20 protein-coding genes and 1 pseudogene are annotated in these 23,534 nt (G+C 66.8%); 8 read left to right on the forward strand and 13 right to left on the reverse strand.

Annotated features, from left to right (window positions below; translation table 11 throughout):
* Positions 1-44: 44 nt before the first annotated feature.
* Together AC1RP5_RS20350 and AC1RP5_RS20355 are read left to right on the forward strand one after the other, a co-directional pair.
* On the forward strand, positions 45-1,295 hold the full coding sequence (locus AC1RP5_RS20350) for a hypothetical protein (RefSeq protein ID WP_493113721.1): 1,251 nt from the start codon (positions 45-47) through the stop codon (positions 1,293-1,295).
* 2 nt (positions 1,296-1,297) lie between these two features.
* Positions 1,298-2,059, forward strand: coding sequence for an SDR family NAD(P)-dependent oxidoreductase (locus AC1RP5_RS20355; RefSeq protein WP_493113723.1), 762 nt, complete (start codon positions 1,298-1,300; stop codon positions 2,057-2,059).
* On the opposite strand, the gene AC1RP5_RS20360 is transcribed toward AC1RP5_RS20355, so the two are convergent.
* The 3 genes from AC1RP5_RS20360 to AC1RP5_RS20370 are packed head-to-tail and all read right to left on the reverse strand — an operon-like array spanning position 2,056 to position 5,238.
* Complete coding sequence (locus AC1RP5_RS20360) at positions 2,056-3,345, reverse strand: alginate O-acetyltransferase AlgX-related protein (RefSeq protein ID WP_493113724.1); 1,290 nt, start codon at positions 3,343-3,345, stop codon at positions 2,056-2,058. The genes AC1RP5_RS20355 and AC1RP5_RS20360 overlap by 4 nt on opposite strands.
* Positions 3,338-4,537, reverse strand: a complete 1,200-nt coding sequence (locus tag AC1RP5_RS20365; RefSeq protein WP_493113725.1) for an acyl-CoA dehydrogenase family protein — start codon at positions 4,535-4,537, stop codon at positions 3,338-3,340. Before AC1RP5_RS20365 ends, AC1RP5_RS20360 begins: the two co-directional genes overlap by 8 nt.
* Positions 4,534-5,238: a VWA domain-containing protein gene (locus AC1RP5_RS20370; protein WP_493113727.1), complete on the reverse strand. Its 705-nt coding sequence runs from the start codon at positions 5,236-5,238 to the stop codon at positions 4,534-4,536. The genes AC1RP5_RS20365 and AC1RP5_RS20370 overlap by 4 nt, the downstream gene beginning before the upstream one ends.
* 63 nt (positions 5,239-5,301) lie before the next feature.
* On the opposite strand from AC1RP5_RS20370, the gene AC1RP5_RS20375 reads away from it, so the two are divergent.
* Entirely contained in the window at positions 5,302-6,558 is a 1,257-nt protein-coding gene (locus AC1RP5_RS20375; RefSeq protein ID WP_493113728.1) for an MFS transporter, read from the forward strand.
* On the opposite strand, the gene AC1RP5_RS20380 is transcribed toward AC1RP5_RS20375, so the two are convergent.
* Together AC1RP5_RS20380 and AC1RP5_RS20385 are read right to left on the reverse strand one after the other, a co-directional pair.
* A complete protein-coding gene (locus tag AC1RP5_RS20380; protein WP_493113730.1) occupies positions 6,476-7,414 on the reverse strand; it encodes a division plane positioning ATPase MipZ in 939 nt (312 codons plus the stop codon). The two genes, AC1RP5_RS20375 and AC1RP5_RS20380, sit on opposite strands and share 83 nt — an antisense overlap.
* Positions 7,411-9,522, reverse strand: a complete 2,112-nt coding sequence (locus tag AC1RP5_RS20385) for a molybdopterin-containing oxidoreductase family protein (protein ID WP_493113731.1) — start codon at positions 9,520-9,522, stop codon at positions 7,411-7,413. Before AC1RP5_RS20385 ends, AC1RP5_RS20380 begins: the two co-directional genes overlap by 4 nt.
* An 80-nt stretch (positions 9,523-9,602) precedes the next feature.
* Between AC1RP5_RS20385 and AC1RP5_RS20390 the strand changes: the two genes are divergently transcribed.
* Positions 9,603-10,871 carry a hypothetical protein gene (locus AC1RP5_RS20390; protein ID WP_493113733.1) on the forward strand — a complete coding sequence of 423 codons (1,269 nt, stop codon included), beginning with the start codon at positions 9,603-9,605 and terminating at the stop codon, positions 10,869-10,871.
* 12 nt (positions 10,872-10,883) lie between these two features.
* The gene (locus AC1RP5_RS20395) at positions 10,884-11,525 is read left to right on the forward strand and encodes a D-glycero-alpha-D-manno-heptose-1,7-bisphosphate 7-phosphatase (protein ID WP_493113734.1); all 642 of its coding nucleotides are present in this window, start codon (positions 10,884-10,886) and stop codon (positions 11,523-11,525) included.
* Here the strand turns inward: AC1RP5_RS20395 and AC1RP5_RS20400 are convergent.
* Positions 11,522-12,088 carry a D-sedoheptulose-7-phosphate isomerase gene (locus AC1RP5_RS20400; RefSeq protein WP_493113736.1) on the reverse strand — a complete coding sequence of 189 codons (567 nt, stop codon included), beginning with the start codon at positions 12,086-12,088 and terminating at the stop codon, positions 11,522-11,524. The genes AC1RP5_RS20395 and AC1RP5_RS20400 overlap by 4 nt on opposite strands.
* Before the next feature lie 71 nt (positions 12,089-12,159).
* On the opposite strand from AC1RP5_RS20400, the gene AC1RP5_RS20405 reads away from it, so the two are divergent.
* Positions 12,160-13,797: an AMP-binding protein gene (locus AC1RP5_RS20405; RefSeq protein ID WP_493113738.1), complete on the forward strand. Its 1,638-nt coding sequence runs from the start codon at positions 12,160-12,162 to the stop codon at positions 13,795-13,797.
* 211 nt (positions 13,798-14,008) lie between these two features.
* Here the strand turns inward: AC1RP5_RS20405 and AC1RP5_RS20410 are convergent, their stop codons facing one another.
* Positions 14,009-15,763: an ABC transporter transmembrane domain-containing protein gene (locus AC1RP5_RS20410; RefSeq protein ID WP_493113740.1), complete on the reverse strand. Its 1,755-nt coding sequence runs from the start codon at positions 15,761-15,763 to the stop codon at positions 14,009-14,011.
* Positions 15,760-16,065 (reverse strand): iron donor protein CyaY, encoded by a 306-nt coding sequence (gene cyaY, locus AC1RP5_RS20415; RefSeq protein WP_493113742.1) that lies wholly within the window; start codon positions 16,063-16,065, stop codon positions 15,760-15,762. The genes AC1RP5_RS20410 and cyaY overlap by 4 nt, the downstream gene beginning before the upstream one ends.
* A 129-nt stretch (positions 16,066-16,194) precedes the next feature.
* On the opposite strand from cyaY, the gene rpmE reads away from it, so the two are divergent.
* Together rpmE and AC1RP5_RS20425 are read left to right on the forward strand one after the other, a co-directional pair.
* Positions 16,195-16,458 carry a 50S ribosomal protein L31 gene (rpmE, locus tag AC1RP5_RS20420; RefSeq protein ID WP_493113743.1) on the forward strand — a complete coding sequence of 88 codons (264 nt, stop codon included), beginning with the start codon at positions 16,195-16,197 and terminating at the stop codon, positions 16,456-16,458.
* A gap of 63 nt (positions 16,459-16,521) precedes the next feature.
* Complete coding sequence (locus AC1RP5_RS20425; RefSeq protein WP_493113744.1) at positions 16,522-18,564, forward strand: molybdopterin-containing oxidoreductase family protein; 2,043 nt, start codon at positions 16,522-16,524, stop codon at positions 18,562-18,564.
* Between the two features lie 32 nt (positions 18,565-18,596).
* On the opposite strand, the gene AC1RP5_RS20430 is transcribed toward AC1RP5_RS20425, so the two are convergent.
* The 5 genes and pseudogenes from AC1RP5_RS20430 to AC1RP5_RS20450 all read right to left on the reverse strand — a co-directional run bounded on the left by AC1RP5_RS20430 (position 18,597) and on the right by AC1RP5_RS20450 (position 23,516).
* Positions 18,597-18,920, reverse strand: coding sequence for a putative quinol monooxygenase (locus AC1RP5_RS20430; RefSeq protein ID WP_493113746.1), 324 nt, complete (start codon positions 18,918-18,920; stop codon positions 18,597-18,599).
* Positions 18,921-19,005: 85 nt separating this feature from the next.
* Positions 19,006-20,475 carry a DUF2252 domain-containing protein gene (locus tag AC1RP5_RS20435; RefSeq protein ID WP_493115227.1) on the reverse strand — a complete coding sequence of 490 codons (1,470 nt, stop codon included), beginning with the start codon at positions 20,473-20,475 and terminating at the stop codon, positions 19,006-19,008.
* A gap of 77 nt (positions 20,476-20,552) precedes the next feature.
* Positions 20,553-20,882 (reverse strand): DUF3471 domain-containing protein, encoded by a 330-nt coding sequence (locus tag AC1RP5_RS20440; RefSeq protein WP_493115229.1) that lies wholly within the window; start codon positions 20,880-20,882, stop codon positions 20,553-20,555.
* 157 nt (positions 20,883-21,039) lie between these two features.
* Positions 21,040-22,101, reverse strand: a pseudogene (locus tag AC1RP5_RS20445) (serine hydrolase domain-containing protein); the annotation flags it as partial.
* Entirely contained in the window at positions 22,101-23,516 is a 1,416-nt protein-coding gene (locus AC1RP5_RS20450; RefSeq protein ID WP_493113747.1) for an MFS transporter, read from the reverse strand. The pseudogene AC1RP5_RS20445 and the gene AC1RP5_RS20450, both read right to left, overlap by 1 nt.
* Between the last annotated feature and the right edge of the window lie 18 nt (positions 23,517-23,534).

The following is a 23,534-nucleotide window of genomic DNA, read 5'->3' on the forward strand; positions in this document are numbered from 1 at the left end:
GATCGGCATTTCGATTCAATCGGCTATTGAGGCGAGCGTCGACCATGGCAGGAAGGAGTTGGGGACGACAGGCGGGCCTCAAGGCAGCAGCGCTGTTCGTGGGTCTCGCGGTCGCCTTCATCGGCCTGGAACTCCTTTCGACGGCGTGGCTGACGATCCGGGACGGCCACTACACGCCGGCCAAGCAACTCTTCGCCACCACGCGCAATTCCTACATCCAGGACCTCACCGACGGCGGCAACTGCCGCTACGTCGATACGATGTATCCGCACCCGTACCTGGCGTTCGTGCATCATCACGACGATCCCTGCGGCGTGCCCGGCGCCAACAATATTGGCCTGCTCGGCGACGACTTTCCCGTTGCCCGCAACCCCGACCGCTATGTCGTCATGATCTCCGGCGGATCGGTCGCCTCGCAGCTCGGCCAGGTCTACGATCCCGCACGGCGCAGCTTTCTCGAGGAGGAGCTGAACCGCAATTATGTCAGCCCCACCGGCAAGCCATTCCAGGTCCTGAACGGCGCGCTGGGCGCCTGGAAGCAGCCGCAGCAGATGATCGTGTTCTCGATCTATGGCGACTTCATCGACGCGATGGTCACGCTCGACGGCTACAACGAGCAATACCTGATGACGCCGGGCCTCGGCGTGCGCTTCGAGATGCCGGCCGCGAACTATCTCGGCGTAAATCCGATCATCGCCAAGGACGGGTTCGGCAACCTGGCGGTCAGCTGGTTCATGGGCCGGATCGCGGGCTGGCTGAGCCAGGGCGTCACCGCGAACTCCCATGCCGCCTACCTGCTGGCCGTCGCGCTCGCCGGCAAGCCGCCCGACGACAATTCCGGATTCGGTGCGAAGACCTACGCGACCATGATGGGCCTGCCCAAGGATATCGCCTCCTCGCCGTCGGCCTTTCTCGATTGGCAGACCGCGCAGTACTCCAAGTACATCCGCGTCATGGACCTGATGGCCCGCGACTTCGGCATCAAGTCGATGTTCTTCCTGCAGCCGGTCCCCGCCATCGACAAGCAGTTGACGCCCGAAGAGAGCCGCAACACGCCCGACAAGACCTACGCTCAACGCTACGCCGAGATCGTCAAGCGCCTCCTCGCGCTCCGCCAACGCAACATCGAGGTCCGCAGCATGCTCGACGTGTTCAAGGACGAGAAAGGCACGATCTACGTCGACGACATCCATCCCAGGCGCGAGAACATGGACAGCCGCGGCTATTCGCTGATGGCCGCCCGCATGGCGCGGGAAATGGCTGCCGGCTGGGGCTGGCAGGCCAAGGCGCAGTAGACATGGCGCACCTGAAGACCTTCTCCAGCATCGTGATCACCGGCGCGTCGAGCGGCATCGGCGAAGCGCTCGCCCTCGACTATGCCGCCCCCGGTGTGGCGCTCGCCCTCACCGGCCGTGACGCCGCGCGGCTCGAAACCGTCGCCGCGTCCTGCCGCGCGAAGGGCGCGACCGTCGTCGCCGACACGATCGACGTCGTCGACCGCGAACGCTTCCTGCCGTGGTTGACGGCTTTCGACGATGCGCATCCCGTCGATCTCGTGTTGGCCAATGCCGGCATCTCGATCGACAAGGACAATTCCTCGCTCGACGATTTCTCGATCATCCGCAAGACGTTCGACGTCAACATCAACGGCGTGCTGAACACGGTCGAGCCGCTGATGGGCCGCATGATCGCCCGCAAGCGTGGCCAGATCGGCATCGTATCCTCGCTTGCGGGCTTCATCGGCCTGCCCTACTCGGCGTCCTACAATGCCAGCAAGGCCGCGGTGCGCGTCTGGGGCGAGAGCATCCGCTACGTGCTGAAGAAGGACGGTGTGGGCGTGAGCGTCATCTGCCCAGGCTTCGTGGTCAGCCGCATCACCGCCGAGGCGCCGTTCCCGATGCCCTTCCTGATGACCTCGGCCCAGGCCTCGAAGATCATCCGCCGCGGCCTTGCCGCCAACAAGCCCCGCATCGCCTTCCCGATCGGCACCAAGGCCGCCGTCTGGTTCGGCACGACACTGCCCGGCCGCTGGTCGGCCCGAATACTGGGCGCCGGCTAGCGCTTCTCGAGCTTGCGCAGTTCCTCGTAGACGCGGGTCGCGGCGATCTCGACGCCCTTGTCGGTCCAGTGCGCGTCGCTTCGCCTGTAAGCGCCCCGCACGCCCTCAAAATCCTTGCGCAGGTCGACGTAGCGGACCTGCGTCTTGGCCAACGCCTCGAGCAGCCTGTCCTGCCGGTAGTCGGCAATCACGTTGAAGGCATAGAAGCGCGGCCACGGTTTCCAGTAGGCGACATAGTCGGGATCGACGGTGCCCGGCGGCACGATGAACAGGACCAGCGGCACGCCACGCTCGCGGGCGGCGCGATCCATCGCCGTCAGCCAGGACAAGGTCGCCTGGATGTCACCGTCCGTCACCAGACGCGCCGCCTGTTCCTTCGTCGTCGCTTCGAAATAGGGAGACTTCTCGACCTCGGACTTGGTCATGAGGTTCAGGAGCCAGCCCTGCAGCGATTCGTCGTCGACCTTGCCCGAAGCATAAGCCTGCCAGAACGCATCGCCGTCGCGGCCGAAGATGGCCGCGATCTGCGGCTCGCTCAGATCGGGGTAGTAGTAACGCTTCACATGACGCACGAGTGCCGGCGTGCGCTCGGCCGCCGGCAGGCGGGCGATCTTCGCCAGCGTGTCGAACTCCTGCGGCACCGGCTTGTTCGTCGTCAGCATCTCCGACAGGCGCAGGCGGTTGACCAGCACCCAGTTGGCGTTCGGCATGACATTGCCGAGGATCGAGCCGCCGGGCGCCTCGCTGACCAGGCTGGGCAGGATGCCCTGGCCGTAGCCCTGCCCGTCATAAAGGAAGTCGTTGCCCGAGAAGAAGAACACCGCCAGCGCATCCGGCGACAGGGCAAAGGCCACGTCGCGCATCCGGTAGTAGTAGCTGCGCGGGCCCGTGGCGGAGATGCCGAGGTTGATCATCTCGGCCCTGGGTTGCCCCGCTTCGATGAAGCGCTTCTCGACCTCGCCCGGCACGGTGAGGCGCGTCAGCTGGAATTCCAGATAGCTGTCGCCGATGAAGACCGCGCGATAGCCGCCGCCCGCCGGCTTGGCGATGCTGCGTTCCTTGTCGCGCATGCCCCAAGAATTGTACGGCTCGAAGATCCACGGCTTGTCGGCAAGACCGGTGAAATCGGTCGACTGTACGTTGACCGGCGGCGTCGAGCGCAGGGCCCGCGCGGGCCACGGCGGCGCTTCCAGCGACGCGAGCAGTTCGAGACCTGCGAGCGTGATGCCCGACAGGATCAGGCCAAATACGATCGCGTAGATTCGCTTGCGGCCGTTCTCAGTCATCGCCCCGCGTAATATAGGGGGATTCGGAAACGGTCCAGCGGGCCGCCCTCTCCTGCCGGAAAATCTGCCGCAAATGGACCTCGTCCGGGCCGTCGGCAATCCGCAGCATGCGCGCGACTGCATAGGCACGATGGATCGGTGCATCGTCGCTGCCGCCCATGGCGCCGAAGAGCTGCAGCGCCCGGTCGGCGATCCTCTGGGCCATTTCCGGGACCGCGACCTTGACCATCGACACGTCGCGCCACACCGCCTGATGCCCGTCGCTGTCGAGGCGCTCGGCCGTCCGCAGCACCAGCAGGCGGGCCTGCTCGATCTCGATGCGCGAGCGCGCGATCGCTTGCTGCGTGGAATCGTAGTCGATGACCGCGCGGCCGAAGGTCCGCCGCTCGGCGGCGCGCGCCATCATCAGCTCGACCAGCACCTCGCACGAACCGATGGCGCGCATGCAGTGATGCAGCCGCGCCGGCCCCAGCCGCACCTGCGCCGTGGCGAATCCCTCGCCCTCCTCGCCCAGAAGATTCCCGGCCGGCACGCGCACATTGTCGAAATCGAGTTCGGCGATGGGCGCGATGCTGTCTTCCCAGCCCAGGAAGCGCAGCTCGCGCACGACCCGCAGGCCCGGCGACGGCATCGGCACGATCACGCAGGAGTGCCGGCCGGTGCGCGATGCCTCCGGGCGCGACACGCCCATCACGATCACGAAGGCGCAATCGGGATGAGCGCCGCCGGTGATAAACCATTTGCGCCCGTTGACGACCCAGTCGTCGCCGTCGCGCCGCAGGGTGGTAGCGATGTTGGTCGCATCGGACGAGGCAACGTCGGGCTCGGTCATGCCGAAGGCCGAGCGCGTGCGCCCTTCCAGCAACGGCTCGAGCCAGCGCTTCTTCTGCTCCTCGTTGGCCACGTGTTGCAGCATGATCATGTTGGGAACGTCGGGCGCCTGAGCGTTGAACACTTCCGGCGCCCACGGCAGACGCCCCGTGATCTCCGCGATCGGGGCATAGGCGCGATTGCTCATGCGGTCCGGCAGGCCGAGATTCCACAGGCCGGCGGCGCGCGCCTTGGCCTGCAGGCCGGCCATGAACGGCGGCGTGCCCTTCTGCGTCGAGACATGCGCCGCCCATTCGCGATGGCGTGGCAGGATTTCCGCGTCGAAGAAGGCTTCGACGGCAGCCAGCAGATCCGCGGTCATTTCATCTGGTTCGTGAGAAGGGCCGCCACGCCGCCCTGATCCTTGCCGTACTTCAGCAACGCGGCACGGCCGCCGGCGGCGTAGGCCGCGACGGCGCCCAGCAGGCGCTTCAGCTGGTCGGCACTCGACCGGTCGAACTTGCAGTAGGCGCCACGCGTCAGCTTGGCGATCTGCGGGAACAGGCGCGAGGCCGTGCGGTCGTCGCCTTCCTGGAACACGAACACCGGCAGGCCCAGCAATCCGAGCTGGCCGGCTTCGTGACCGACCGCATCGACATCCTCCTCGCAGCAATCGCCGACGAAGACGACGGCATCGAGCCGGCTCTCGCGGCGTTGCTCGCCGGCGTACCGCAGCAGGCGCGCGATCTGCGTGCGGCCGGCGGCGCAGCGCACGCTGCCCATCAGGCGCGCGAGTTCGCGGCCCTCCGACGTCCACTTGCTCACCTTGAATTCCTCGAAGCCGCGATAGAACGCGAGCCTCACGTCGAGGCCGCCCAGTGTATCGGCGGCGACGAACATCTCGCCCTGGATGGCGCAGGCATGATCCCAGGTCGGCTCACGGCTGGCCGTCGCATCCATCGCGAACAGCAGGCGGCCACGTCCGCCCGGCGTGCGATTGGCCGGCAGGTTGCCGACTTCGCGCACGAACGCATCGACGGCGTTCGCACCTGCGGTAGACGGCACAACGGGTTTTTCGGCCATGTCCTTTGACCCTCTGCGATGCGTTCAATATGGTGCAGCCGCGCGTTCGCGCCAACACGAAGCATGACCGGAAACGCCCCCTCCTTCGCCACGCTGCTGCTGCGCGTCTTCGTACCGTTCGCGCTCGCCTATTTTCTTTCGTACATCTTCCGTGGCGTGAACGCGGTGATCTTCCCGTACCTCGAACGGGATGTCGGCATCACCGCGGGCGACCTCGGCCTCCTCACCTCGGCCTTCTTCCTGTTCTTCGCCGGCTGCCAGCCGATCCTCGGCGTCATGCTCGACCGTTACGGGCCGCGCCGCGTGCAGACCGTGCTGCTTGCCATGGCGGCGATCGGGTCGGCCCTGTTCGGCATGAGCCTGTCGCTCGGCGAGCTGATCGTGGCGCGCGTGCTGATCGGGCTGGGTTTCGCCGGCGGACTGATGGCCGCGATCAAGGCGATCACGCTCTGGTATCCGCCCGAGCGCTGGGGGCTGATCACAGGCTTCCACATGATGGCGGGCGGCCTGGGCTCGATGGCCGCGACCCTGCCGATCCAGTGGTCGCTCTCGGTGATCAGCTGGCAGGGCCTGTTTTTCTGGCTGGCCGGCCTCTGCCTCGTCACCTCGGCGATCCTGTTCGTCGTCGTCCCCGAACGCAGCAGCGGCGCCGCCCATGGCACGCTGCGCGACCAGTTCCGCATCACCGGCATCGTGCTGACCAACGGCTTCTTCTGGCGCATCCAGCCGCTGCTCACCTTCCAGCAGATGGCCTTCATCGCCTCGATCACGCTATGGATCGGGCCGTGGCTGCGCGATGTCGGCGGCTTCACCAGCACCGAGACCCGCGCCGACATACAGCTCTACACGACCGCGGTGATGACCGCGGGCTTTGCCTTGAGCGGCGTGCTGGCGGGCGCGTTCCGCCGCGTCGGCGTCAGCGACTTCGCCGGCGCGACCTTCGTCAGCGCGCTGTTCGCCATCGTCTGCGCCTGGCTCGCCTTCCTGCCCTCGTTCCATCCGGCCGCGGCGTGGATGCTGTTCGGATTCCTGGGCGCCTATCCCATCCAGTTCATGCCGCTGCTGGCGCGCTCCTTCCCGCCGCAATATGCCGGCCGGGTCAGCACCAGCTCCAATCTCGTGGTCTTCACGGTGATCTTCGCCGGCCAATGGGCGATCGGCAAAGTCGTCGACCAGTGGCCTCGCACCGCGACCGGCTATTCGCCGGACGGCTACAGCTGGTCGTTCGCGCTGATGTTCATCCTGCAGGCGGCAGGGCTGGCGTGGCTTCTTCTGTCACGGGCTCGGCCTCTGGCGCAGGAGCGGCCCCCGGCAGGTTGAGCGACGCCACCAGGTCGCGCACTTCCTGGCGCGCCGCGACATGGCTCAGGGTCAGGGATGGCCCACCGCCGCTGGCACCGCGCTTCAGGTCGAGCAGAGTGAGCCCCATCAGGAAGAGCTCCTTGTAGATGACGCGCTCGCTGAGGCCCGCGGCGACGCGGAAACCGATCCGCTTGGCCAGCGCCTCGATCACATTGCCCATGTCGCGCTTGTTGCGTGCCGCCAGAGACGACAGGCGATTGCGCATCACGATCCAGTCGACCGGACGGCCACCCTCGACGGCGCGGATCTGGCGCTGTTTCCAGACGGCTTCCGCATAGATCGAAGGCTGCACGATCTTCAGCGTGTCGGGATCGACCCTCGCCAGCAGGTCGAGATCGATGAAGCTGTCGTTCAGCGGTGTCAGCAGCGTGTCGGCCCAGGTATGGGCCAGCCGGCTGAGATGCGTGTCGCTGCCCGGCGTGTCGACGATCACGAAGTCGGCTGCACCGACCGCGGGTTCGAGCGCCGCCGCCAGCCGCGCGCGCTCGTCGGCCTCGGCCTCGCGGCGATCGTTCAGGGTCGAGATCATCACCGGCGTGTGCAGCGGCATCGGCAGGTCGATGCCCTTCTTCGCCGCATAGGCCGCACGGTTCTCGATGTAGCGGCTGAGCGTGCCCTGCCGCGCATCGAGATCGAGCGTCGCCACGCGCGCGCCATCCCGCATCAGCGATACGGCGATGTGCAATGCCGTCGTCGACTTGCCCGACCCGCCCTTCTCGTTGCCGATGACGAGGACGTGGCCGCGGCCCTCGATCCGAGGCGCCTGCGTCTGGGCGATGCTCGGATTGGGCGCCGGTTGGAATCCCTCGCTCACGCTGCTTTACGGATCCAGACGGCGGTGTCGTGGAACACCGCGCCGCCGTTGGGCCAGCCGGGATCGGCGGAGGTCAGCGCATTGATGCCGATCCCGGTCTCGAAATTGCGATTGGGCCAGATGCCCTCGACCACGACGACGCCCTTCTGCTGGCCTTCGCGCGGCTTGGCGTTGACGACGGTCTTGCCGCGCTCGTTGCCGATCTCCAGCCGCTCGCCCTCGACGATCCCCATGGCGAGGCAGTCGTCGGGATTCATCAGCGCGGTCGGCCGCACTTCGCGCTTCTGCGAGCTGGGTGTCTCGGTGAAGGTCGAATTGAGGAAGGTGCGCGCCGGGGCCGCGACCAGCCGGAACGGCTTGTCGGTCGTTGCATTGTCGATCACGTCGAAATGGTCCGGCAGTTCCGGCATGTCCTTGCCGCGCCCGCCATAGCTCTCCCACTTGGGCTTGAAGCGGAACTTCTTGTCGGGCCAGGCGAAGCCGTCGAGGAAGTGCGACGTCTCGAAGCCCAGATGGAAGTCCTGGCCGCCCTTCTGCCAGTTCGTCTCGGCATCCCACATGTTCGAGACCTTGAGCGTCTCGTCCATGATCTCCCACGGCGTCATGTCGAAGCCGCGATGCTTCGCGCCCAGGCGCTTGGCCAGTTCGGAGATCACATAGTGGTTCTCGCGGCACTCGCCCGGCGCATCGATCACGGCCTTGGTCACCTGGAAGAAGGTGTGGCCGCTCGCCGTGTAGAAGTCGTCGTGTTCGAGGAACATGGTCGCCGGCAGCACGATGTCGGCGAAGGCCGCCGTCTCGGTCATGAACTGCTCGTGCACGCAGACGAACAGGTCGTCGCGCTTGAAACCCTTGTGCACCAGCTCCAGCTCCGGACAGACCATCGCCGGATTGGTGTTCTGGATCAGCATGCCGGTCACCGGCGGGCCGTTCTTCAGCGCCGCGGCATCGTTGGTCAGGATTGGCCCGAGGCGCGACTGGTCGAGGTCGCGGATCGAGGTGTCGACCATGTCGAGGCCGTCGATCAGCGTCTTGTTGATCGGGTACATGCCGCTATGGCCGTAGAGCGCGCCGCCGCCCTTGTACTGCCAGGCGCCGGTCACGGCCGGCAGGCAGGTCACGGCATGCATGTTCACCGCCCCGTTGCGGCTGCGGCTGAAACCATGATGGCAGCGGATGAACGACGCCTTGCTCTGCCCGTAGAGACGCGCGAAGGCCTCGATCTCCTCCACGGGAAGACCGGTGATCTTGGAAGCCCATTCCGGCGTGCGCGACGCGACATGCGCGGCGAGTTCGTCCGGCGCGTCGGTGTATTTCCGCAGGTAATCCCAGTCGGCATAGCCCTCCTTGAAGAGGACATGCATGACGCCGACCGCCAGCGCTCCATCGGTGCCGGGACGCACCGCGAGGTGCATGTCGGCCTGGTCGGCGGTGGCCGTGCGATAGGGATCGACGACGACGATCTTCGCGCCGCGCTTCCGCGCCTTCATGGCGTGGGTCATCACGTTGACCTGGGTGTTCACGGGATTGCCGCCCCAGATCACCACCAGCTCGGCATGGGCGTCGATCTCGCGCAGGTCCGCGCCGCGCTTGGCGCCGACGCCGGCGATCCAGCCCGTATCGGACAGGGTCACGCAGATGGTCGAGAACCAGCGCGAATACTTCATCGCGTGGCGCAGGCGGTTGATGCCGTCGCGCTGCACGAGGCCCATCGTGCCGGCATAGTAATAGGGCCAGATCGTCTCGCTGCCGTGCTGCCGCGCCTTGGCGATGAACTGCTCGGCCACGATGTCGAGCGCGTCGGTCCACGAGATTTCGGCGAACTGCTTCGAACCCTTCGGACCGACCCGGCGCATCGGCTTCATCAGCCGATCGGGATGATGGATACGCTCGGCGTAGCGTGCGACTTTTTCGCAGATCACGCCCGCCGTGTAATCGTTCCGCATTGAACCGCGGATACGACCGATCTTGGTAGTGCTCAGCCTTTCGACATCCAACGCGCAGGTGCTGGTGCAGTCGTGCGGGCACACCGACGGGACAGTCGTGATGCCGGACTCGTGCGGCTTGGCACGGGCGACCGGCGGGTAGGCATGATCGTCGGGTGACATGTGGACGCTCCGCGAGAAGTGCCGCAGCATACAGGCCGGTCACCGGCCATGAAAGCGGCCTCAGGGAGTGGAAAGTCGCCGTGTTTTCTCAGGATCGGGTCTCCGTGGGCGCGGTACGGCGCGCCACTGCCGCCGACGCCGAGGGCATCGCAAGACTTTTCCCCAGCTTCCCGCCCCTCTCCTCGATGAACGACACGCGTGCAGCCTTCCTGATCGACGGCGAGACCGGTCCGCTCGGCGTCATGCTGCTGGAGCAGGCTGTGGATCACCTTGCCGTCGCACAGTTGGCGATCGCGTCCGATGGCGAACATGACGAGGTAGCGAGAGCGTTGATCGCCTTTGCCGAGATCACGGCCCGCGCGATCGGCCTGCGCGAGCTACGGCTAGCGCCCGGCACTCTCGCACCCGATCTCGTCGCGGCGCTGGGTTATCCCAACGGCACGAAGCGCATCCGGATCGGCAAGCTCTCGCGCATGATCGATCATCTCGAGGCGATCGGCGTGCCGTTGTGGCAGGACGGCACCGCGCCCATCGACATGACGCTCTACTATCGCGGCGTCTGGGCCGCGATGGCTCTGCTGCTCGGCTTCGGCAGCATCACGCTGGCGGTCTTCGGCTCCGGCGACGTGACATTGGTGCACGTCGTGGGCCCCGGCCTGCTCTGCGTCGTCGCCTCCCTGTTCGCGATCTGGCAGGTCGGCCTCATCGCGCTGGCCGCACGACGCAGAGCGTCGCCCATGGTGGCTCTTGCTACCCTTGCCGCAGCGGCCCTCGCGATCGCCGGGATCGCCGGTCTTTTCTATGACCGGGCGATGCCCGCGACGGCCGAACTCTGGAACATCTACACCGGTGACGAAGCGCTCGACACGCTCGCGGTCTCGACCAGCGCCGACGGCTCGGTGCTCAACATCGCCGGCGCCTACGGCACCGGCAGTGCCGATTCGGTGCGGCGAGCACTGGAGAAGAATCCGTCGATCCGCACCGTCGTCCTGGCGGGCCCCGGCGGCCGCATCGGCACCGCCTTCGAGATCAACAGGATGATCCGCAACCGCCGTCTGGCGACGCGAGTCGAGACGGGCTGCGCGTCGGCCTGCACCATCGCGTTCCTGGGCGGCCTCGACCGTTCGATCTCTCCCTCGGGCCGGCTCGGCTTCCATCAGGGCAGCTTCCCCGGCATGGGGACCAACGACATGTACGAGAGCAACCGCGACATGCGCCGCTTCCTGGTGGCCAGCGGCGTCACGCCGGAGTTCGCGCAACGCGTGATCGACGTACCGCCCGAAGAAATCTGGACTCCGACGCCGCAGGAGTTGCTGGCCGGTCGCGTCGTCCAGCGCGTCAACCGCTGACGGAGGCCGATCGTGGATAGCCGGCTGATCGATGGGGTGGCCCTGTGGTGCGAGCAACTAACGTCGCGCGTGTCGAACGGCCGGCCGGCGCTGTTCTGCGACCGCGACGGCGTGATCGTCGAGGAAGTGGGCTATCTCGGAAAGCCCGAGGACGTCCGGATCATTCCGGCAGCCGCGGCCCTGATCGGAGCCGCCAACGATCTCGGCATCCGGGTCGTCGTCGTCACCAACCAGAGCGGCATCGCACGAGGCTATTACGGCTGGGAGGATTTCTGCGCCGTCCAGAGCCGGATCGTCGAGGAACTCGCCAGATCCGACGCCGAGATCGATCTGGTCATCGCCAGCGCCCATCACGACAAGGGCGACGGTGTCTTCGCGTCGGAGGCGCACAGGTGGCGCAAGCCCAGTCCCGGCATGATCCTGCTCGCGCAGGAAAGACTGAACGCCAACCTGCAAGGCTCGCTGATCATCGGCGACAAGCTGAGCGATCTCGAGGCCGGCCAGAGCGCCGGGATCGGCAACGGCCTTCTGGTCAGGACCGGCCACGGCGAAAGCGCCGTGGAGAGTTTTTCAGGCGCTTCGTTCAACCGAATGAACGTCGCCGTCGCGCCGGACGCCGCCGGCGCGTTGCGCTGGCTGGAAGCGGTTATCTAACTCGGCCGGCCAGCTTCGACCCGTTCGCAGATGTAGTGATAGAGGCAGGCATGGGCCTGCTGGATCAGCGGCGTGCTGCGGCTGGGCACGTCGATGAGGATATCGGCATGCTGGGCCAACAGGCCGCCGCCCGCTCCGGTCATGGCGATGGTGCTCATGCCCATCGCCTTGGCCGACTTGAAGGCCTCGACCACGTTCTTCGAGTTTCCCGAGGTGCTGAGGCCCAGCAGCGTCGCGCCCTCGACACCGAAAGCCTCGACCTGGCGCGCGAAGACCGTATCGTAGGAGTAGTCGTTGGCCCACGCCGTGAGCACTGCGGAATCGGAGGAAAGGCAGATGCAGTTCAGCGCCCGCCGCTCCTTCAGGAAGCGCCCCACGAGTTCGCCCGCGATGTGCGATGCATCCGACGCCGAGCCGCCGTTGCCGCAGACGAGGAGCGGCTTGCCGTCATCGAAGGTGCGGCTGATCTCGGCGATGGCGCGATCCACATTCTGGAGGGAGGCGTGCTCGATACAGTCTTGCAGCAGACTGATGGACGCCTGAAGGTATCCGGCGATACTCATTGAATGTCCGGCCTCACGTTGAACCACTCCCGCCCCGCTGCTCTAGCATACAAGTGCAGGTTTACTTTGGCATGATTCCCCGCGGTCTTTCCTACGACGACGCCATGAAGCAGTTCCGCTGGCCCACGCCCCAGCGGTTCAACATCGGACGCGCCGTCTGCGAGCGTCACGCCCCCGACACACTGGCGATGATCGTCGAGAATGCGGACGGCTCGGTTCGCAACTGGACGTTTGGACAGCTCCTCGCCGCCAGCTCGAAGCTCGCCAACGCGCTGGTCGCGCGCGGCATTAACAAGGGCGACCGGGTTGCGGTGTTCCTGAGCCAGGGCGCGGAGCTCACGCTCTGCCATCTCGCCGGCTATCGCATGGGCGCGGTCGTGCTGCCGCTCTTCACCCTGTTCGGCGAGGAAGCGATCGAATACCGGCTGTCCAACGCCGAGGCCTCGGCCGTCATCACCGACATGAGTCAGCTCCCGAAGCTGCTGGCCGTGCGCGATCGCCTGCCCCATCTCAAGACGGTGATCGTGATCGGTGCCGGCGCGCATGGCAGCGCCTTCCTCGACTGGGATCGCCTGCTGGGCGCCGCCTCCGACAAGTTCACCACGGTCGATACGCACGCCGAGGATCCCGCGCTGCTGATCTACACTTCCGGCACGACCGGCCAACCCAAAGGGGCGCTGCACGCGCACCGCATGATGCTGGGCTGCATCCCCGCCGTGGAGCAATGGCTCGGCCACTGGCCGCGCGGCAACGAGGTGATGTGGACGCCGGCCGAATGGGCCTGGATCGCCGGCCTCTACGATGCGCTGTTCCCCGCCTGGTATTACGGCACGCCGGTGCTGGCGCATCGCTTCGCCAAGTTCGACCCCGAGCGCGCCTTCGCGATGCTTGCCAAGCATCGCGTCGGCGTGAGCTTCATCCCGCCGACCGCGCTCAAGATGATGCGCCAGGTCCACAAGCCGCAGGACCGCTGGAACTACAATATCCGCGCGATCTCGACCGGCGGCGAGGCGATGGGCGAGGAGCTGCTGAGCTGGGGCCGTGACACGTTCGGCACGACCATCTCGGAAGGCTACGGCCAGACCGAGATGAACCTGATGCTGCTGAACTCGCCCGACTGGTTCGAGGTCCGGCCCGGCTCCTGTGGCCGCGCCTGCCCCGGCCGCAAGGTTGCGGTGGTCGATGGCGACGGCAACGTCCTGCCGCCCGGCCAGGAAGGCCAGATCGCAGGCTGGCGGCACGATCCCATCGTGATGCTGGAATACTGGCGCAATCCCGAGGCCACGGCGCGCAAGTATGCCGGCGACTGGCTGCTGACCGGCGACATCGGCACGATCGACGAGGACGGCTACGTCTTCTTCAAGAGCCGCGACGACGACGTCATCACCTCGGGGGGCTACCGGATCGGCCCGGGCGAGATCGAGGAATGCCTGATGAAGCATCCGGCTGTGTCGATGGTCGGGGTCGTGGGCGTGCCGGACAAGGTCCGCACCGAGATCGTGAAGGCCTTCGTCCAGTTGCGGCCCGAGATCGTTCCGACGGACGCGCTGAAGGCCGACCTGGCCGGGTTCGTGAAGACGCGGCTGGCGGCGCACGAATATCCGCGCGAAGTCGAGTTCGTGCCGGAACTGCCGCTGACGACGACCGGCAAGATCCTGCGCCGCGAGCTGCGGCGGCTGGATGCCGAACGAAAGGCCGGGCGTCTCTAGGTCAGTAGGGTCCGGACGCCTTCGACGAAGCCGTTCAGCAGGGTAACGAGGCCGATCAGGGCGGCGGGCCACCAGCTGGCAAGGCGGCTGAGAGGGGCATGGACCATGGGAAAACCTGTGGGCACGCGAAATTGAGTTCGTAATATAGTTTAAATATATCTCCTATTGCATTGATTCTCAACACAATAGTCTCGCCACTTAAAGTGGCCCGTTAGCTGGCCGCCGCCGACAGGTTGAACTGCAGTTCGGCCAGCCGGGCATAGAGCCCGCCCCGGCGCACCAGATCGGCATGGGTGCCGACATCGACCACCCGTCCGTGATCGATCACCAGGATGCGGTCGGCCTTCTGCACGGTGGCGAGCCGGTGGGCGATCACCAGGGTCGTGCGCTTGTGCATCAGCCGGTCCAGCGCCTGCTGCACGGCCAGCTCGCTCTCCGCGTCCAAGGCGCTGGTGGCTTCGTCGAGAAGCAGGACGGCTGGGTCGCAGAGCAGCGCCCGGGCAATCGCGATGCGCTGGCGCTGGCCGCCCGACAGCCGCACGCCGCGCGCCCCGAGATCGGTCGCGAAGCCCTGCGGCAGCGCCTCGATGAAGCTGAGCGCCGAGGCCGCCTCGGCTGCCGCCCTGACTTCGGCGTCGCTGGCATCGGGCCGGCCGTAGCGGATATTGTCGGCCACGGTCGTGCTGAACAGCGTCGGATCCTGCGGCACGATCGCCAGCGACCGCCGCAGATCGCCCAGCGCGAGCTGCCTGATGTCGATGCCGTCGAGGCGGATGATGCCCCGCTCCGGGTCGTAGAAGCGCAGCAGCAGGTTGAAGGCCGTCGTCTTGCCCGCGCCCGACGGGCCGACGATCGCCACCGTCTCGCCCGGCGCGACCTTGAGGTCGAAGTGATCGAGGGCCAGTGCATCGGTCCGCGTGGGATAGCGGAACGACACGTCCTCGAAGGACACCGTCCCCTGCGCCGGCTTGAGGAGGGGCTTCGGATTGGCCGGCTCGGCGATTGACGGGGGCTCGGCCCGCAGCTCGGCCAGTCTCTCGGCCGCGCCGGACGCGCGCTGGAGGTCGCCGATCGTCTCACTGATGGCGCCGCCCGAGCTGGCGACGAGGACGGCGTAGAACACGAAAGCCGAAAGGTCGCCGGCGCTGATACGGCCGGTCAGCACGTCGTGGCCGCCCATCCACAGCAGGAAGCCCACGGCCGAGAACACGATGAAGATGACCAGCGTGGTCATGATGGCGCGCCGCGAGACCCGCTTCGTCGCCGCGGTAAAAGCCCGCTCGGTCGCCTCGCCGAAGCGCCGCGCCGCGCGGTCTTCCTGGGCGAAGGCCTGGACGGTGCGCACGCCATCGAGCGTCTCAGCACCTTCCGACACCATCTCGCCCATGCGCGCCTGCGCCTCGCGCGACAGCGCCTTGACCTGGCGGCCGAATACGATGATCGGCACGACCGTGAGCGGCACCACCGCCAGGGTCCACATCGCGAGCTTGGGGTTGGTGACGACCAGCATGACGATGCCGCCGATGCACATCAGTGTGTTGCGCAGCGCCACCGAGGCCGAGGAGCCGATCACCTGCTCGATCAGTTGGGCGTCGGCCGAGATGCGGCTCATGACGTCGCCCGAGCGCTTCACCTCGAACCAGGCCGGCCCCAATCGCACGACATGGGCAAAGAGATCGCGCCGCAGGTCGCCCACTACCCGCTCGCCCAGCCACGAAACCAGGTAGAAGCGCGCGCCCGAGGCGATCGCCAGCACCACGGCCACGACCAGCAGCGAGGCCAGGGCGTAATTCAGGATATCCGGCCGCCCTTGCGCGAAGCCCCGGTCGATCAGGGCACGCAGGCAGGCGCCGAAGGCCAGCACGGTACCGGCCGCCACCAGCAGCGACAGCAGCGCCAGCACGGCGCGGCCGCGATAGGGCTTCAGGTAGGGCCCAAGGAGGGCCAGGCCGCCGAAGCGCTTCATGGCGCCTGCCAGCTCAGGCCGACGCCCAGCTCGGCCGCCAGAACCGCCAGCAGGTCGTCCCCGCCGCGCGTGTCCTGCCACTGGCCGGTGCCGGACTCGAAGGCATAATGCCGGGCGCCGCTGACCGGGGAGCTCAACCAGATCTGCTTGGTGGGTGCATGTTTGTTGACGATCCAGGTGCCCGCATCGCCCTCGACCGTCAGGATTCCACCCTGGAGTTCGGCGTCGACATGGTCGGCCAGGGCCTCCTCGAGCGTCTCGAGCAGGCTGTCGGCAAGGGTCTCGAAGGCTGAATCGCTCATGGCCGGGCCGGTCTACAGGCCGCCGCAGGGCCGTACAACCTGCTTGTCGCCGCGCCCCGGGGACTGTATATCCCCGCCCCTGTTGCGCCGGCCGGTCGGAATCGGCCCTGAAGCGCTGGAGAGAGAATTATGAAAGACAGCATCCACCCCGACTATCACACCATCACCGTGGTGATGACCGACGGCACGTCCTTCGAGACGAAGTCGACCTGGGGCAAGGAAGGCGCGAGCCTGCGCCTCGACATCGATCCGAAGACGCATCCGGCCTGGACGGGCGTGCGCCAGAGCATCGATCGTGGCGGCCGCGTCCAGCGTTTCCGCGATCGCTTCGGCATGATCGGCAACGACAAGAAGGACCCGCCGGTCGCGGCCAAGGCCGAAGAGAAGAAGTAGCACCCGCTCCTTATTTCGACTTCTGCTAAACTATCGCCGCGATACCCATCGGGAGGCGGCGTAGTGAAATCCGTTCGAGTAGTCTGTGCTCACGATTGTCCCGACATGTGCTCCCTCATTGCGCATGTCGACGGCGGCAAGGTCGTGCGCGTCCAGGGTGACCCCGATCATCCGTACACGGCGGGATTCGCCTGCGGCAAGGTCAACCGCGACAGCGACCTGGTGAACTCCCCCGAGCGCATCGCCACGCCGCTGCGCCGCACCGGCCCGAAGGGCTCGGGCCAGTTCAAATCCATCACCTGGGACCAGGCGCTCGACGAGATCGCCGACCAGTGGAAAGCGATCATCTCGGAAAGCGGCCCGCATTCGATCCTGGGCTACGCCTACTCCGCCCATCAGGGCCTGATGAACCGTGGCCTCGTGAACGGCCTGTTCCACGCGCTGGGCACCTCGCGGCTGCAAGCTGGCACGGTGTGCGACACCTGCTGCGAGACCGCCTGGGAAATGACGGTCGGTCCGGTGGGCGGCGCCGATCCCGAATCGGTCGTGCATTCCGACCTGATGATCTCCTGGGGCGCCGACCTCGCCGCCACCAACGTGCATTTCTGGGCGCTGGCCGAAACCCAGCGCAAGAAGACCGGCATGCCGATCGTCGTGATCGACCCGCGCCGCACGCGCAGCGCCAAGGCCGCCGACCTCTATCTGCCCATCAGGATCGGCACTGACGCAGCCCTCGCGCTCGGCGTCATGCACATCCTGGTGCGCGACGGTCTCGCCAATCGCGACTACATCGCCAGCCACACGCTGGGCTTCGACAAGGTCGAACGCGACGTGCTGCCGAAGTTCACCCCGGTGCGCACGGCCGAAATCACCGGCCTCGCTGTCTCCGACATCGAGAAGCTCGCGGCGATGTACGGCAAGGCCAAGGCCGCGCTGATCCGCCTGGGCGAAGGCATGACCCGCCTCACCCATGGCGGCCAGGCGCTGCGCACCGTGGCGCTCCTGCCGGGCGTCACCGGTCACTACGGCGTCAATGGCGGCGGCGCGTTGCTGCTGACGGCGGCTTCGTGCGATCTCAATTACGCGGCGGTCCGCAAGCCGTCCGGCCCGGCGACGGCGCGCATGGTAAACCACCTGCGCCTCGGCGAAGAACTGCTGAACATGAACGACCCGCCGATCCGCTCGTTGTTCGTCGCCGCCAACAATCCGGTCGTGACCTGTCCCGAGGTGCACAAGGTCCAGAAGGGCCTGATGCGCGAGGACCTGTTCACCGTGGTGCACGACCCGTTCATGACCGACACGGCGCGCTATGCCGACATCGTGCTGCCGGCCGCGAACTATCTCGAGACCGACGATCTCTATCGCGCCTATGGCGCCTACTGGATGCAGTGGGGCCAGAAGGCGGTCGAGCCGGCCGGCGAGGCCCGCTCCAACTTCCACGTCGCGCAGGCGCTGGCCCAGCGCATGGGCGTCACCGACCGGATTTTCAGCCTGACGCCGCGCGAAGCGGCCAACGAGTTCTTCAAGGGCTCGACCGGCCCGGCCTCGAAGGTCGATCGGGAAAAGCTCTTCGCCGGCGTGCCGATGAACATCGCGCACGAGCGCGACGGCCAGCCTTTCGCGACACCGTCGGGCAAGCTCGAATTCTATTCCGAGCAGCTCGCCCGCCAGGGCCTGCCGCCGATGCCGGATTGGGAACCCGATCCGGTCGAGGTCGAGGAGGCCGCGAAGTGGCCGCTCCGGCTGCTGACGGCGCCGGGATACTTCCAGGCGCACACGGCCTTCTCCGGCGTCGGCTTCCTGCGCGGCCGCGAGGGCAAGCCCTTCTGCATCCTGCATCCCGAGGACGCCGCGAAGCGTGGCCTCAAGGATGGCGATCAGGTTCGCCTGTTCAACGATCGTGGAGAGTGCGGCCTCGTGCTCAAGGTCGCCGACGAGGTCCAGCCCGGCGTGCTTCTGGTGCCCGGCCAGCGCCCGGTCGGTGAAGCCGTGTCCGGCACGATTAACATGCTCTGCTCGGACCGCTACACCGACATGGGCGAAGGCGCGACCTATCAGAGCACCTGGCTCGAGGTCGCTCTCTGGAAGGAAACGGCGGCGGCCTGAGCCGCCGCCGTCCCTACCCTACGCTCCGGCCCTTACGTTGCCGACTGCACGAAACGGTGCTGCGTGCGCTCGCGCTTGGCGAGCTTGGGCAGCGCCTGCCCGACGATCAGCGCCTTGAAGTGCGGCGTCTCCTGGTGGGACGCGAAGCCCGCCTCGTCGTGGAAGACCTCGTAGAAGAAGAACTTCTCGGGCTCCGTGATCGAGCGGTGGATCTGGAAGGCGTGCACCCAGGGCTCGCGCTGGGCCTGCGGCAGGTACTCGCGGACGATTGCCGCGACGGCGTCGGCCTCGGAGGGCTTGGCCTCCCAAAACGCCGTGACGATGAGCCCGTCTTTGAGGGAATGAAGATCGACCATGTGGTGCTCCCGTGGTTGCTGACGGAAGGGTTCTAGGTCGTCAGGCCGTGCCGTCGTTTCGGTCGCGGTCGAAGCGACCCCGCCGCTACTTCACCATGTCGGAGGACGCGACCTTGATGCGGCCGGTGCGGCGGGCCTTGTCGAGCGTTTCGTAATCCTGGTCGGTCTGCTTCGCATAGGTCATGGCGAACTTGCCGATCGCCTCGTCGAGCGCGTCGCTGTTGCCGCAATAGCCCGCGATCATCGCCGGATCGCCCGACTTCGCATGGGCGAGCGCAAGCGCCCAGCCGCACAGGGTGCAGTATTCGACGAAGCCGTCGATGCTGCTCGGATCGCTCTCGTTGAATTTGACGCTGCCCTTCATGTCGGCAAGCTGGCGAATGTAGAAGTCCTTGCCGTCCCCGTGGCCCCAACCGAGGAAGATGTCGGGCGATCCCTGCGCCAGGCGCTGGCCGACGACGACGCGCCTTCCCTGATTCTCGAACCTGAGCTTGTGATCGACATAGGGTGCGAGAACCGAGGCCTGCGCCTGCTTGACCTGCAGGAACAGCGGATCGTCCTGGTCGATGCCCTGCAGCAGGATGACCCAGCAGCCCGTGCCGACACTGCCGACGCCCACGACCTTGCGCGCCGAATCGACGATGCGATAGCGCGACAGCAGGATACGCCGGTCGATCGACAGCGATTCGATGTAGGCCTGCAGCATGATGTCGAGCGCTTCATTGGCCGGCGTGCCCGCCGCCGTATGCGTCTCGCGCACGATCAGCGGCACCTCCTCGATGATCCTGGGCTCGCCGTCGACCTCCTCGGTCAGCTTCTCGAGCACGCTGACATGTCCCTTGGCGCGGGCCTTGTCCATCAGGCGCTCGGCGCCGCGTCGCGCGCGGGGCGACAGCGTGTCGAGCACGGCGCGTTCGTCGATCTTGTCGTACCAGATCTGGAGATAGCCCATGTCGGCATAACGGCGCATGCGCTTGCGGTAGGAGCGCACGATCGCCTGCGCCGCCTCTTCTGCTGCCACCTTGTCTCCGCCCATGAAGCGCACCGCGACGGCGGCGCTGGCGGCAAGGCGCTTCAGGTCCCATTCCCACGGGCCGGGATGGACCTCGTCGAAGTCGTTGATGGCGAAGATCAGGTTGCGCTCGGCCGACGCGAAGACGCCGAAGTTCGAGACGTGCATGTCGCCGCACGCACCGACGCCCATCCCGGTCACCGGCGTGGTCGACAGGTCCGCGGCCATGACCGCCGCCGAGCCACGCAGGAAGGCGAAGGGCGACGCGAGCATGCGCGCAAAGCGCACCGGTATCAGCTTCTGGACCCGGCTAACGTTCTGCTGCTCGAGGATGGCGACGGGATCGGGCCGGTCCGCCGACTTCTCGAACTGTGCATGCGACGTGCGCGGGACCCGCGTGCGGATCGACTTGCCGGCCTGAAGGCGCTCCTCGACCGACGGCCGTTGCGCCATGAAGCTGTCGCGCAGCGTCAGGTTCTCGATCGCCGTGTTCATGCGCTCGAACGTGCGATCGATGTTTGCGTCGATCTTAACCACTGTCATGGCATTCCCCCGCCTTCTCCAGCCGCCATTCAACGTCGCGGCCCCGCTTCGGTCAAAGCAATTGACGGTGCCGGAGCCTACCGGCCTTTCGAACGCTTCAGCGTCCCCATCCCGTCCTCGTCGAGATTCTCCAGGGTCACCTGGGACGCCTTCCCGTCCGGACCGATCAGGAAGGCTACGCCCACCATCCAGCTCGGGCTCTCTGCATAGGGTGCGTAGAGGAAGAGATCCCGGTTGAAATGCTTCAGGGGGAAACGCTTGCCGGCCGGCCCCAGCGCCACCGAGAGCGCGCCGCCCGACTCGGTGATCCGGACGTCGCCGACATAGTCGTTGTTGTAGAAACCGGTATAGGCGCCGGGCGGCAGCGCCGGCGACGGCGTGGCCGGCGGCGCGGCATAAGGCGCCATGGCCGCCTTCTGGGCGCCGGCGCCCAGGTTGTTGTCGTAGACCTCGTTCCAGTACGCGACCCAGTCGCGAGGCCTTGCCGGTGAACACCTCGTCGAGGAAGGTCGCGGCCAGGCCCTCGGGCACGCCGGTCGGGAACGCGTTGCTCAGGATCACGATGCCGATCTTCTCCGCCGGGAGCAGATGCACAAGCGTGCGGGCGCCGGCACTGAAGGCACCGGCATGACTCCACTCGACGCCGCGATCGCGGAAATCGACGTTCCAGCCCATGCCGTAGAAGCCAGCCACGCCGGTCTTGGGATCGATGCTGCGGATGATGTTCGGCAGCCGCGTCTGCTCCAGCGCGGACTCCTTGATCAGCGGCCGGTTGGCATAGCGGCCATTACCGAGTTCCAGCCGAAGCCACTGCACCATGTCCTTGGCGTTCGAGCTCACGCCGCCCGCCGGCGCCTGGGCATCGGCGTTGCGCTTGACCAGCGGCGTCCACTTGCCGTCGATCCGCACATGCAGCGACGAGCGGTTGGGCTGCAGCAGGAAGTCGCGCGCCCGCGAGCTGGTCGATTGCATGCCGAGCGGCCGGTAGACCTTCTCTTCCGCCAGCGTCTCCCAATCCTTGCCGGTCGGCTTGGTGGCCGCGATCGCGCCCGCGGTGAAACCGAAGTTGCTGTAGGCGTAGCTCGCCCGGAAACTGCCGCCCGGTTTGGTGTAGCGGATGCGCTTCAGGATCTCCTCGCGGCTGAAACCCAGATCCTCGATGTCGTTGCCGGCATTGGCCGCCAGGCCGCTGCGATGCGAGAGCAGGTCGCGGATCGTGACCTGCGCGGTCGGATAGGCGTCGGGCAAGGCGAAGTCCGGATCGAGGTCGCGGATGCGCGTATCCCACGTCACGACGCCGTCGCTGACCAGGGCCGCCACGACGGTGGCGGCCAGCGGCTTGGAGACCGAGGCGAGTTGGAAGACAGTGTCCGCGCTCACTGTCTCCGGCTGACCGGCCTCGCGAATGCCGAAGCCTTCCAGGAAGACGACCTCGTCGCGATAGACGATGCCGATCGACAGGCCGGGAACCTCGCCCTTGGCCACGACCTGCCGCGCCAGCTCCCTCAACTTGGGAAGGGCTGCCGTCACTTTCTCTTTCGTGACGGTCTGTGCCTGGACAGTGAAGGACAGGAGGCAGGCAAGGATCAGTACCGGGAGCAATCGCATCATGTCGTGTCTCTTCATCAGGCCTCCCGCTTCTTATCACCGGCACGAGATGCAAGCAGCGCCAGACGTCCACCGACGAGGATAGCGACAAAGGCAACGGGAACGAAACTCGCAGGCACCCAGAAGGCTGCGCTGGCGACGCCGTGCGTGCTGAGCCCGCGGGAAAGACCCGTCAGCGTCGCGACGATGCCGGCCGCCGCAGCGCCCAGGGCGAAGCCCGTCTGTTGCACGGTCGCGACCGAGGAAGCGGCCAGATCGACCTCGCCCGGCTTTGCCCCACCCATCAGGCGCTGGACGCCGAATCCCCAGCAGGCACCGATGCCGAGGCCGACCAGCGCGATCAGGACCGGGAGGACCAGCACCGGCTGCGTCGTCATCAGCAAGGCCACCCCCGCAAGACCCACGGCCATTGCGACGGGCCCGACGACCAGCATCCGACCCGCCGCGCGTGGCGACCAGCCCGAGACGATGATCGACGACACGGTCCAGCCCATCGAGGCGCCCGCCACCGTGTAGCCGGCGGCCAGCGGATCGAAGCCGTGCAGGCTCTGCAGGAAGATCGGCACGAAGATCGACAGCGGGCTGTAGGCGATCGACACCAGCAGCGCGAACCACATCGCCACGCCGGTCATCGACGCCAGGGAGAAAGCGTCGGTCGGAAAGAGCGGCGCCTTCGATCGCCGGTCGAGCAGGATCATCCCGACCAGCAAGGCGACGGCTGCCAAGAAGAGACCGAGCTTGGTGAGCGGCAGGACTACGACGCTGGCGGTCGACATGACCGCGATCGCCAGACAGATCATCGCGACCCTTCCCAATGGCATCACCCGGATGGGACCGCCCCGCTCCGCCCGCGCCCGTGGCAGTGACCGTGCGGCGACGATCGTCAGCACCACCGCCAGTCCGGTCACGGCGTAGAAGGCGCCACGCCAGTTTCCCCAGGTCGCGAACGCGCCGCCGACCATCGGGCCGACCAGCACCGACATGCTCCACGCGCCAGACAGCAGCGCGGCTACTCGCGGCCACATCGGCTCGGGAAAGGCATTGCCCACCAGGACATACGCCATGGCCGACAGCACGCCACCGCCGAAGCCCTGCACGAAGCGCCCCGCCACCACGACGCCCATCGAAGGCGCCAGGGCGCAGATCAGGGCACCGACGCCAAACACGAACGCGCCGGCGCAGAAGGCCGTGCGTGCGCCCAGCCGCGCCGTAAGATGGCCGGTACAGGTCGCCGCGACGATCGACGAGGCGAGGAAGGCCGTGGTCGGCCAGCTCATCATCGAGGTGCCGCCGACATCCTCGACGATGCTCGGCAATACCGTCGCCAGCATCAGCACGTTCATCGAGTGCAGCAGGACTCCGCCTACCAGGGCCACCAGAAGAGGCAACCATTCGCGCTTGAGAAGCGCCGACCAGCCGACCGTTGCAGACATGGTGGCGAGTGATCATTT

The organism is Reyranella sp. GW821-FHT12G01 (assembly GCF_058806575.1).